Origin of the sequence: Burkholderia sp. AU31624 (genome assembly GCF_020420065.1) — a bacterium.
In the GTDB taxonomy this organism is placed as follows: Bacteria; Pseudomonadota; Gammaproteobacteria; order Burkholderiales; family Burkholderiaceae; genus Burkholderia.
The window spans coordinates 135,932-147,276 of the sequence record NZ_JAIZRT010000001.1 but is presented as its reverse complement, the minus strand read 5'-3'; the positions used below and the strand labels follow the sequence as shown (position 1 = coordinate 147,276).

The 11,345-nt window shown below is 63.8% G+C and carries 12 protein-coding genes; all 12 read left to right on the top strand.

Annotation, left to right across the window (positions count from 1 at the left end; translation table 11 throughout):
- Nucleotides 1-306, top strand: coding sequence for a hypothetical protein (locus tag LGM89_RS00725; protein ID WP_200097343.1), 306 nt, complete (start codon nucleotides 1-3; stop codon nucleotides 304-306).
- A 106-nt stretch (nucleotides 307-412) separates the two neighbouring features.
- Entirely contained in the window at nucleotides 413-1,135 is a 723-nt protein-coding gene (locus LGM89_RS00720) for a hypothetical protein (protein WP_226271975.1), read from the top strand.
- 8 nt (nucleotides 1,136-1,143) lie between these two features.
- Nucleotides 1,144-2,352, top strand: a complete 1,209-nt coding sequence (locus tag LGM89_RS00715) for a P22 phage major capsid protein family protein (RefSeq protein ID WP_226271974.1) — start codon at nucleotides 1,144-1,146, stop codon at nucleotides 2,350-2,352.
- Nucleotides 2,353-2,414: 62 nt separating this feature from the next.
- Nucleotides 2,415-2,747 carry a hypothetical protein gene (locus tag LGM89_RS00710; RefSeq protein WP_226271973.1) on the top strand — a complete coding sequence of 111 codons (333 nt, stop codon included), beginning with the start codon at nucleotides 2,415-2,417 and terminating at the stop codon, nucleotides 2,745-2,747.
- The gene (locus LGM89_RS37285; protein ID WP_146254070.1) at nucleotides 2,744-3,460 is read left to right on the top strand and encodes a packaged DNA stabilization gp4 family protein; all 717 of its coding nucleotides are present in this window, start codon (nucleotides 2,744-2,746) and stop codon (nucleotides 3,458-3,460) included. The genes LGM89_RS00710 and LGM89_RS37285 overlap by 4 nt, the downstream gene beginning before the upstream one ends.
- A 143-nt stretch (nucleotides 3,461-3,603) precedes the next feature.
- The gene (locus LGM89_RS00700; protein ID WP_226271972.1) at nucleotides 3,604-4,884 is read left to right on the top strand and encodes a packaged DNA stabilization protein; all 1,281 of its coding nucleotides are present in this window, start codon (nucleotides 3,604-3,606) and stop codon (nucleotides 4,882-4,884) included.
- The gene (locus tag LGM89_RS00695) at nucleotides 4,881-5,306 is read left to right on the top strand and encodes a hypothetical protein (RefSeq protein ID WP_226271971.1); all 426 of its coding nucleotides are present in this window, start codon (nucleotides 4,881-4,883) and stop codon (nucleotides 5,304-5,306) included. Before LGM89_RS00700 ends, LGM89_RS00695 begins: the two co-directional genes overlap by 4 nt.
- A 2-nt stretch (nucleotides 5,307-5,308) precedes the next feature.
- Nucleotides 5,309-5,632, top strand: coding sequence for a hypothetical protein (locus LGM89_RS00690; protein WP_226271970.1), 324 nt, complete (start codon nucleotides 5,309-5,311; stop codon nucleotides 5,630-5,632).
- On the top strand, nucleotides 5,629-6,132 hold the full coding sequence (locus tag LGM89_RS00685) for a hypothetical protein (protein WP_226271969.1): 504 nt from the start codon (nucleotides 5,629-5,631) through the stop codon (nucleotides 6,130-6,132). Before LGM89_RS00690 ends, LGM89_RS00685 begins: the two co-directional genes overlap by 4 nt.
- Entirely contained in the window at nucleotides 6,123-6,938 is an 816-nt protein-coding gene (locus LGM89_RS00680) for a hypothetical protein (RefSeq protein WP_226271968.1), read from the top strand. Before LGM89_RS00685 ends, LGM89_RS00680 begins: the two co-directional genes overlap by 10 nt.
- A complete protein-coding gene (locus tag LGM89_RS00675; protein ID WP_226271967.1) occupies nucleotides 6,935-8,377 on the top strand; it encodes a hypothetical protein in 1,443 nt (480 codons plus the stop codon). Before LGM89_RS00680 ends, LGM89_RS00675 begins: the two co-directional genes overlap by 4 nt.
- On the top strand, nucleotides 8,332-11,286 hold the full coding sequence (locus tag LGM89_RS00670; protein ID WP_226271966.1) for a glucosaminidase domain-containing protein: 2,955 nt from the start codon (nucleotides 8,332-8,334) through the stop codon (nucleotides 11,284-11,286). The genes LGM89_RS00675 and LGM89_RS00670 overlap by 46 nt, the downstream gene beginning before the upstream one ends.
- Nucleotides 11,287-11,345: the final 59 nt, after the last annotated feature.

The following is an 11,345-nucleotide window of genomic DNA, read 5'->3' as shown; positions in this document are numbered from 1 at the left end:
ATGAGCTACCCCGGCCTGCTTCAGGACGCGTCGAATCCGACGCCGATCACCGCGCTTTTCATCATCCGCCAGACGCTGACGCCGGCGCAGGTCGCCGCGAACACGACGGCCGAGCAGACGTTCACGGTGCCCGGGCTGCAGGTCGGCGACTCGCTCGACATCAACAAGGCATCCCACCAGGTCGGCCTGTCGATCGGCAACGTGCGCGTCTCCGCGGCGAACACGCTGGCGATCCAGTACGTGAACACGACCGGCAGCCCGATCACGCCGACGGCCGAGCAATACATCATCGGCGGCCAGCGCTAACCACTGACCTTCCAGCTTTCCCCGAAGGCCCGCATCCGAAAGGAGCGGGCCTTTTTGCATTCCGTACCGGCGCGGCATCACCGGGCGCAAATCCTTGGATACGTCCATGCAAACCGAAGACCAAGTAGCACCGCAGGAAGCAGTCGTACCGCCGACGACGGAGACCCCGGAACAGGCGCATGAGCCCGCTGAAACGAGCACGGTACCGGGCACCGAGCAACCCGCAGCAGCAGCCGATCAGCAGCCGCAGGAAAAGCCCAAGAACGACTGGGTTCAACGGCGCATCGACCAGCTGACGCGGGAGAAGCACGAGGAAAAGCGGCAGCGCGAAGCCCTCGAGGCACGCCTGCGCGAGCTTCAACCCGATGCGACGACTACGACGGCGCAGCCGATGACCGCGGACCAGATCCGCGCAGAGGCGGCCCGGCTCGTTGCTCAGGAGAAGTTCGATACGGCCTGCAACAAGGTTTTCGACGCCGGCAAGACCGAATTCCCGGATTGGGATGCATCGCTGCGCACGTTCCAGATGCTCGGCGGCGCATCTCCCGAATTCCTGGAGGCGGTCACTTCGATGGATGCCGGCCACAAGGTGCTCCATCACCTCGGCCAGAACCCCGAAGAAGCCGAACGCCTGCTGTCTCTCCCTCCGCTTCGCATGGCGCTTGAACTCGCCCGTCTGGAAACGACGGTCGGTCAGGCGAAACCCGCTCCCGTATCGAAGGCGCCCGCGCCGATCTCGCCTGTTGGCGGCAAGTCCGCTCCGGTTGAGCCGGAGGAATTTGCCACGACGGCGGATTACGTCGCATGGCGTCGTCGCAATCGTTCATGAGGTCTTAAATGCCGAACACTCTCCTCACACCCGTCAAGATCCTCGACGAATCGCTGATGATTCTCGAGAACATGCTGACCTTCACGGCCCGTTCGAACCGCGACTACTCGGACGAGTTCGCAGTCAGCGGCGCGAAGATCGGCGCGACCGTCAACGCTCGAAAGCCGAACCGCTTCGTCGGTACGACCGGCCCCGCGCTGAACATCGAGAACGTGAACGAAACGTCGGTGCCGATCACGCTGACGACGCAGTTCCACGTCGACTTCACGTTCAGTTCGCAAGAGCTGACCCTCATCGTCGATGAGTTTGCGGACCGCTACATCAAACCGGCGATGGCGACGATCGCCAACAAGATCGATTTCGACGGCCTGGGCCTCGCCACGACGGTCGCGAACAACGTCGGCACGGTAGGCACCACGCCGAACGACATCAAGGTGCTGCTCGATGCCGGCGTGAAGCTCGACAACGAGGCTGCGCCGCGCGACGGTCGCCGTACGGTCGTGTGGGATCCGGCCACGAACGGCTCGATGGTGAAGTCGGCCGCCGGCCTGTTCAATCCGTCGAACAAGATCGGCGAGCAGTACGACAGCGGCATCTTCTCGCCGTCGGGCCTCGGCTTCGACATCGGCATGGGCCAGAACGTGAACACGTTCACGACCGGCACGCGCACGAACGGCACCGTCTCGGGCGCAGGCCAAACCGGCTCGACACTGCTCGTCACGGGTCTCGGTGCTGCGGCGACGGTCAAGAAGGGCGACACGTTCACGATCGCTGGCGTGTTCGGCGTGAACCCGCAGAACCGCCAGTCCACCGGCGTGCTGCGCCAGTTCACGGTGCTCGCCGATGCGACGGCGGACGGTTCGGGGAATGCCACGCTGTCGATCTTCCCGGCCATCAATACTGCCGCGTCGAACCAGCAATACCAGACCGTCACGGCCGGCCCGGCAAACGCCGCCGCGGTCACGTGGGACATCGCCGCGTCGACGCAGTACACGGCGAGCCTCGCGTATCACCGCGATGCGTTCACGCTGGCAACCGCCGACCTCGAGGACGTCAGCAAGTACGGCGCCTGGGGCGCGCGTCGCGTGCACAAGGGCATTTCGATGCGGATCGCACGCCAGTACGCGATCGGCACCGATACCGTCCCGTGCCGTATCGACGTGCTGTATGGCTGGGCGCCGGTGTACAACGAGCTGGCCTGCCGGATCGTCCGCTGATGGGCGTCCTGCTTCAGCAATCGCCCCCCGCTTCGGCGGGGGTTTTTGTTTCCGGAGGCGACGTGTTCCAAGAATTCCCGATGTGGGTCATTGGCCCGAATGGCGCGCAGCAGATCGTCGAGTCGCAAGCTGCATTCGAGTCGCTCGGCGACGGCTGGAAGAAGCCCGCGCGCGTCGAGCTCGTGCCACGCGAGCAGGCGCCGGATTTCATCGAGTATCCGAAGTGGGTGGGCGATGTGCTCGTGCAGAGCGCCGAGGAAGAGGCCGCGCTCGCGCCGGCCGTGGAAGCGGACGATGAGCGCTCGGTGTTGATCCAGATCGCCGACGAAAAGGGTATCAAGATCGACAAGCGCTGGTCGAGCGACAAGATCCGTGCGGCGTTGGAGGCAGCGTGACAACCGCCGTCGACCTGATCACCCTAGCGCTGAAGGACATCGGCGCGCTGGGTATCGGGCAGTCGATCTCGCCCGACGATACCGAGGATGCGCTGAATACGCTGAACATGATGCTCGGCCAGTGGCAGGGCGAGCGCCTGAGCGTCTATCACCTCGTCGACACGGCGCTGCAATCGACCGGCGCGCAGTCGTACACGGTCGGGCCCGGCGGCAACTTCAACACGCCGTCGTGGCCATACCAGATCAACGCGGCATACGCGCGGCTGAATCCTGGCACCGCGACGCCGATCGACTATCCGGTGACGATCATCCCGGCGCGCGAGGACTACGCGCGTATCGCGCTCAAGGCGCTGCAGTCGTTCCCGAATTACGCGTTCTACGACTCGGCGTGGCCGCTTGGTGCGCTGTTCATGTATCCGGTGCCGAACGCGAGTTTCGAGCTGCACATCGTGACGCTCGAGGAACTTCCGCAATTCGCGACGCCGGCCGACGTGATCAATCTGCCGCCGCAGTACATGGCCGCGATCCGCTACAACCTCGCGTGCTATATCGCGCCGTCATATCAGCTCGATCCGCAGCCAGCGCTCGTACGCCTCGCAATGAATGCGAAGCGGGTCGTCAAGCGCATGAACGTGCAGATCAAGGCGATGAGCATGCCGCGCGGCCTCGCGACGAAGCAGCGGTACAACATCTACAGCGACAGGCCGTACTGATGCGCGTCCCTCTTACCATCGGCGCATATGCTGCGAAGAGTCTGATTGCCGAGGCGCAGCGCTGCGTGAACCTGTACGGCGAGCAGAACCCGCAGGACGCGCCGGTGCCGTTCACGTACTATCCGACGCCGGGCCTCACGCTCGTGTCGACGCCGCCGGTCGCGGCAGAGTCGCGTGGGATCTACACGGCATCGAACGGCAAGCGCTATGAAGTGGTGGGGCAGAACGTCTATTACGTAGACGCGTCGAACAGCTATACATTGCTCGGCGCGCTCGCATCGATCAGCGGGCCTGTTTCGATGGTCGACAACGGGGCGTCAATGTTCATCGTGGATGGCACCGCGACTGGCTTCACGGTCGCGATTGCCAGGAACACGATGACGCAGTGCACCGATCCGGCGTTCTACGGTGCAGACAAGGTGGATTTCGTCGACGGCTATTTTGTCTTCAACAAGCCCGGCACGCCGCAGTTCTACATCTCGCGGTCAAACGACATCACGTTTGATCCGCTCGATATTGCATCGAAGTCGACGTACTCGGACGATCTCGTAACGCTTGCCGTGATGCATCGCGAGATCTGGCTGTTCGGTGCATTGACGACGGAAGTGTGGTTCAACACGGGCGCCTCCGACTTCACGTTCGGGCGCATGCCCGGCGTATTCATCGAGCACGGCTGCGCGGCGAAACACTCGGTCGCGAAGATCGATCTCGCGCTCTTCTGGCTCGGTCGTGATTTGCAAGGGCAGGGCGTCGTGTTCGCGGGCCGGAATTACCAGGCCGAACGCATCTCGACGCACGCGCTCGAGCAGGCGATCAGCGCATACAGCCGCATCGATGACGCAATCGGCATCTCGTATCTTCAGGGCGGCCACGCATTCTATGTGCTGACGTTCCCGACCGCTAACGCGACGTGGTGCTTCGACGTGACGACCGGCCAGTGGCACCAGCGCGCCTATCTCGAGGCAGACGGCTCGTTGAGCCGCCATCGGATGAACTGCCATTCGTTCAATGGCGGCCGCAACTTAGTCGGAGACTGGAAGACGGGCGTCGTGTACGCGCTCGACCCGAACGCCTACACCGACAACGGAGCACCGATCCAGCGTATCCGGTCCTTCCCGCACATCCTCGGCGCCGATGGCAACCGCGTGATGTTCCGCCAGTTCATCGCGGATATGGAGGTTGGTTCCGGGATGCCCAGTGATTCGACCGATCCGCTCGTCAGCCTGCGTTGGAGCGATGACCGCGGCGCGACGTGGGGCAATGCGGTGACGAGCACGATGGGGCGCCGCGGCGAGTTCCGCACGTCTATTCAGTTCCAGCGACTCGGATACGCGCGCGATCGCGTGTTTGAGCTCTCATGGTCGGAGCCGATCAGGACCGCTTTGAATGGCGCGTGGGTTGACGTTTCGAGGGCGCGCACGTGAGCACGGCCACGAACGCAAATATGCCGAACCCGGGTACGCCGGTTGTCGGCCCGGATGGCCGCTTGGCTCCCGAGTGGTTCGCATTTTTCCTGTCGCTGCTGTCGCGCACCGGTGGCCAAGGTCAGCCCGTCGACATCGGAAGCCTGCAGAAGCAGGTGAATTTACAGGCAGGCCAGATCAACGATCTGTTCTTCCTCGAGAACAGCGCCGCATCTGGCGCGATCACGGCCGCACTGTTCCGCCGCCTCGTCGCGCTCGAAGCAATGGTGCAGAGCGTCGCGCCGGTGCAGGCGCGCGCAGCACAGACGCTTCCCGACCCCATCGCGATGCCCGCTCGCGCGTCGACAACACTTCCTGAACCCGTGAGCGTCCCGCAGCGTACGTCGGACGATCTCCGCAAACTTATCGAGGCTCGGAAATGAGTGTGAACTGGAAAACTCTCTATCAGGGCGTTCTTACGGGCACCGCTGCGGCCGTCTATGCGCCCGGTGCGGCCCTTCAGGGCGCTGCGCATACGGTGAACCTCTGGAACCCCACAGCAGCGGCCGTGACGGTCAATTTCTACCTTGTACCGAATGGGGGAAGCGCCACGGACGCAACGCGCATCCATCGCGTATCGGTGCCAGCAACGTCCCCGCTTTCGGTCACCGAGGTGATCAATACGAAGGTTGTGAACCCATCGTCGCTGTATGCGGATGGAAACGGCGTGACGCTGACGATCACCGGCGCGGAGGCGACCGCATCGTGAAAATCGCAATCGAGACGTTCACCCGCGAACTCGCCGCAGAAATCGTTCCGCTCGGTCAACAGAGCTGGGACGAGTGCTCGGAAATCAAGAAGGATACCTGTGCCTATCACGGTCAGCGCGGCCTTGCGATCGATCCGGACATCGACCAGTACCTCTACCTGGCTAATCATCAATCGCTGATCGCCTTCACCCTGCGCGACGATGAATGCGGTCTGCATGGATATGCCCTGGCGATCCTCTATCGAAGCTTGCACCTGAAGACCGAACTGTGCGGGAACGTCGACACGTTCTTCGTGCAGCCAGATCATCGTCGCTCGATGCCGCGTCTCATGTCGAAGATCGAAGACACGCTTCGCGAGCGCGGCGTCAGCATCATTGGCTGGCCGGTCACGATGACTGGTGGTCTGTTTGAGATTCTCAAGCGCCGCGGCTATATCGCCGACGACGTGGTGATGGAACTCAAGCTCAAAGATTTGCCGGGAGGTGAAGCATGTGCGTAGCTGCTGCAATTGCGGGCGCCGGAGTAGTTGGGAGCGTCGCCTCTGGCGTTATCGGCGCGAATGCCGCTGGCGATGCCGCCCAGACCCAGGCCGATGCGGCGAATAACGCGGCCGCGCTCCAAAATCAGCAGTGGCAGCAGACCCAGAAGAACCTGCAGCCATATATGGATTTGGGGGCGTCCTACATCAATCCGCTGAAGAACGCATTGTCGAACCCCATGCTGACGCAACAGTTCAGTTATGGTGACTTCAATGCGCCGACCGCTGCGGAAGCGGCAGCGACACCGGGCTATCAATTTACGCTTGATCAGGGGCTGAAATCCGTCCAGAACAGCGCGGCCGCGCGCGGGCTTGGAACATCGGGCGCGGCAATGAAGGGGGCTGCGAATTATGCGACCGGCCTCGCCGACTCGACATACAACGACGTCTTCAATCGCGCGCTGAACACGTACAACACGAATCTTGGGAAAGCGCAGAGCACATTCCAGACGAACTACAACAGCGCCGCGAACAATGTGAACCGCTTGCTGGGCGTTGTCGGCAATGGCCAGAACGCGGCCGCGACGAATGGCTCACTCGGGGCGGCGGCCGTCGGTAACATCGGCAACACGTTGACCAGCGGAGCGAATGCGCAGGCTTCCGGCATTGTTGGTGGAGCGAATGCTCTCTCGGGTGCCCTGGGTAGCCTCGGCAGCGGTGCGATGACATACGGGCTGCTTAACAACAACGCACTGGCGAGCGCGACCGCCGCTAACCCGACGTATGGGACCACGGCCGCCGGCAACCCGATCTACTTCCAGGTGTGACGATGCCGCTCGATCCTTCGATTCCGCTCCAGGTCAAGACGTCTGAATTCAATCCGCTGCAGCAGGCGCTGCAGGTTGCGCAGTTCCGCGCGATCAACGCGAGCGGCCAAGCTCAGCAGCAGCAGCTCGCAGCCAATCAGGCAGCGTCGGAGGCGTTCAAGCAGTCGACCGACGCGAACGGTAACACGGACTACAACAAGTTCCGCTCGATCATGGCGTCAGGTGCGGGCGCGTACAACCTGCCGCAAATCAACAACTCCATCCTCGATGCTCAGCAGAAGCAGGCAACGCTGACCGGCACGAATCTGGACCAGGCGATGAAGACGCAGAGCGCACTGCGTCAGGGCCTCGGCAGTCTGCTGACAAAGCCCGATCTGTCGCCGCAGGACGTGATGAATTTCGGCGTAACGCAGTTGCAAGCCGGCGCGATCACGCCGCAAGTCTTTCAGGCCGAAATGCAGTCGATGCCATCCGACCCGCAGGCACTCCGCGGATGGCTGCAGCAACACTACATGTCGGCGCTGAGCGGCGAGACGCAGCTGAACGCGATGATGCCGAAATACGCCCAGGTCAACACGGGCCCGGCGACGGTCGCGGTCAACCAGAATCCGCTCGCGGCCGGCGGCGGCGTCGGCACGGTCGGCTACACGGTGCAGAACGGCCTCTCGCCCAGCGAGGCGCTTGCGCCTGGACTCACGCTCAACCAGAACGGCCAGCCGACCACGTACACGAAAGGTCAGATGGCTGGTGGCCAGGTTCCGCAGGCACCTGGGGGCGGCTATGCGACAGGCGCGCCGCTTGGTGCATCCGATGTTGCCAGTGGCGCGGCGACGCGCTACAACACGCTCCAGACGGCTGCCTCGCAGGCCAAGCCGATGATGCAGACCTATGACCTCGCGAATCAGGCTGTGCAGGGGGCAATCGCCGCAGGCAAGGGCGCGGGTCCGATCGCATCCGCAGGTGGCGTTGTGCAGACGCTGCTCGGCGCGCTCGGCCAGAAGCCGACGGGCGATTCGGTCAAGGACTATCAGTTGGCCGTGAGTTACCTGAACAGCGCAGCAGACCAAGCAGCGCAATCGCTCGGCCTGTCGGGCAGCGACGCTCGCGTGGCCGCAGCCAAGGCCGGACAGCCCGACCCGAACAACATGAACCTGCCGGCGCTTCAGGAATCGATCGCTCATGCGAAGGGCCTGCAACAAGCGCTCCTCGACCGGCAGCAGGCGACGACGAACTTTCTCGCGCAGAACGGCAACAACACGAGCCAGCTTCCGCAGTTCGAGGCGAAGTGGAACCAGTCGTTCAATCCGGACGTTTCCTACATTCGCTCGCTCGGTGATCCGGCTGCGCAACAGGCGGCCATGCAGCAGCTGAAGGCGCAGGGAAAGCTGCAGTCGTGGATGAAGGACTACCAGGCCATGAAGGCGCTCGGGGCATTCTGATGGCAGACGTCCAAGGGTTCATTCAGCAATACGGCCCGGTGGCCGCGGCCGTCAGCCAGCGCATCGGCGTCGCTCCGGACGTGCTGCTCGGTCAGTGGGGACTCGAGACGGGGTGGGGCAAGTCTGTTATCCCTGGAACGAACAACCTCGGCAACATCAAGGGGCCCGGCGTTGCCGCGAAGGACAACCAGACGGGCTCCGTCGACCAGTACCGCGCATATTCGTCGCCGCTCGATTTCGGCAACGACTTCGTGAATCTCATCGCGAACAACTACAAAAACGCGATCGGCAAGGGTGCTGATGCCGCCGGTTACGCAGGCGCGCTGAAGGCCGGCGGTTATGCTGAAGACCCGAAGTACGTCGGCAAGCTCTCTGGCGCGGTCGATATGGTGCGCAAGTTCGGCGACACGATTGCCTCGGCGCTGTCTGGCACGGCCAATGCGAGCGAGTTGACGCCGGCGCAGATGGGTGGTCCACCGGTGATCTCGGCGACGGGCCAGCGGTTGAACGGCCCGCAGGTCGGTACTGCACCGGCATCGACTGTCGGCACCCCCACGGCATCGACAGGCGATCCGCTGCTCGACATGGCGAATGGGGTGATGGGCGGCACGACGAAGCCTGCAAGCGCATCGTCGACGCCTTCTGCGGTTCCGGGCGCGTCGCAAGGCGCCGACGCGGATCCGCTGATGACGATGGCTGCCGGCGTCATGGCAGCGAAGGATCAACCCACGAAGGCCACGCAAGCGCCGGCAGCACCGTCGAAGCCTCCGGCACCTGGTGCGCCTGCCACACCGACGAACCTCCTCGGCGCAGCCGTCGAGCCGCTGCTGACCGCGGCGACGGGTGCCATTGCGACGCCGGCTGGCTGGGCGACGCGCCTCGGCGCGGCACTCACCGGATCTTCGTTCGACCAGGCGAAGCAGGCCGGCGAAAACGTCCAGAATGCGCTGACCTACCATCCGGTGACGGCCGGCGGCCAACAGGCGAACGCCGACATCGGGCGCGTCGCCGGAAATGCACTGAGCGCGATCGCCAACACGGCGCCTGTGAAAGGGCTGACGGACGCATACCAACGCAACTTCGTGCAGGGGCAGTCGCCTATCATGGCGACGGTGAACGATATGGTGCCCGGCGTGACGGCGGCCGTGATTGCGCCGGAGCTCGCTGGGCGCGCGACGAATCTCGTCAAGGCGATCGGACGCCCGGATGTGCCGACGCCTACACCTGGCAGCATCGAGCTTGCGAACCGCGGGGTTGGACCGGTGCCGCAGGGTTTGCCTGTCGCGCAGATGGATCGATTGCCGGTGGGGCAGTCGTCGAACGATCTTGCGTTCATCCAACGCCCGGGCGATATTCGCGTCGGGCAGCCTATCGAGGTTGTACCGGCATCTGGAGGGCCCGCGCCAGGCGTTCCAATCGGGTCTGCGGCGAATGACGTGACAGCATTCAATCGCAGTGCATCGAATGATGCGATCGGAGGACGTCCGAACCTTCCTCAAGCGCCGACGCCGCAGCCTGTCGCGCGCGGCGCGCCGGCGAACGATGCAGCCGCTGCTGCACCGATTCCCGCGCCCACCCCGGCACCGGCCGAGATCCCCCGCTTCGACGCGGAGGCACCGTCGACCGTCAAGTCGTCGCTCGCGCCGGCGCAGCAACAGCAGAACCTCGATCTGATGCGCGAGATCGGGCTTGACTCGACGCGCCCCAGCGCGATCAGCGGCGACAAGTTCTCCGCTGGGCAGGAGTACCAGCTCGCCAAGACCGACACGCCGCAAGGCGAAGTACTACGCGCGCAGTTCGACCGGGAGCGCTCGGCACTCCAGAACTACGCGCAGCAGATCTCGCAGAACACCGGCGCGCGTGGCGCATCACCCGAGGAAGTGGGGCAGATCATCCGGCAGCCGCTGCGCGACCTGAACGCGTACTACGACAACGCGGTGAGCGGTATTTACCAGGCCGCCGACCAGCGCGCGGCCGGGATCGCCGGCATCGACGCAGACGCGTTCAAGACGATGATGGACACGCGATCCAACTTCGCCGGGAAGGCCGAGAACGGATCGCTCGGGCGTGGCATCAACGCGTACTTGCGCGAGCAGGGACTGCGCAATGCCGATGGCACGTTCAACCCCATGACGGCAGAGCAGGCCGAAGGCGTACGCCAGTACATCAACAGCCAGTGGTCGCCCCAGAACTCCGGCCTGATTGGCAAGATCAAGGAATCGCTCGATACGGATGTCGCGAAGTCGGCCGGCGACGACGTGTATGCGCAGGCACGCGCGCTGCACGCGGAGCGGAAGAACCTGCTCGACAACCCGAACGGGATCTCATCGCTGCTTAACGAACAGGGGCCGAACGGCATCAACCAGGCGATCCCCGACGAAAAGGTCGGTCAGAAGCTGATGTCGATGCCGGTCGGACAGCTGCGCCATATCGTCGATACGCTGAATAGTGCGCCGGCCGAACTGCAGCCGGTCGCGCGGCAAGCGCTGTCGGAAATACGCGGCGTATTCGCCGACGGCGTGCGAAATGCCGGACAAGGCGCGGAATGGAATGCAGCGAAGGTCACGAAGATGCTGAATGATCAGCGATCACGCATGGGGCTGCTGTTCGATGATGCGCAGATGGGGAGGTTCCGGACGCTGAACGACGCCGGACACGTGCTGCAGAAGCCGACCGCCTATCCGGGTGCGGCTGCGCAGGGCCACAACCTGCTGCAGCGCGCAGTAATCTGGGCGCCGACTGCAGCAACGACGGGCGCAGCATCCGCGCTGTTCGGGCCGCTCGGTGCAGCAGTGGCTGCGCCGGCCGGCGCAGCACTCACGCGCAAGGCAACGCAGTTCGTGAACGAGCGCGCGGCGAACAAGCTACTTGAGTCGTTTTCGAAGCCACAGATCGATTGGCAGCAGTAACGGGAAGAAAAACATCATGAAGACGTACCGCTTCCACGACATCGCCATCGGCTGTGGAA

Coding starts and splice junctions, on each gene's coding strand:
- LGM89_RS00725 (WP_200097343.1), top strand. CDS start 1: ATGAGCTACCCCGGCCTGCTTCAGGACGCGTCGAATCCGACGCCGATC.
- LGM89_RS00720 (WP_226271975.1), top strand. CDS start 413: ATGCAAACCGAAGACCAAGTAGCACCGCAGGAAGCAGTCGTACCGCCG.
- LGM89_RS00715 (WP_226271974.1), top strand. CDS start 1,144: ATGCCGAACACTCTCCTCACACCCGTCAAGATCCTCGACGAATCGCTG.
- LGM89_RS00680 (WP_226271968.1), top strand. CDS start 6,123: ATGTGCGTAGCTGCTGCAATTGCGGGCGCCGGAGTAGTTGGGAGCGTC.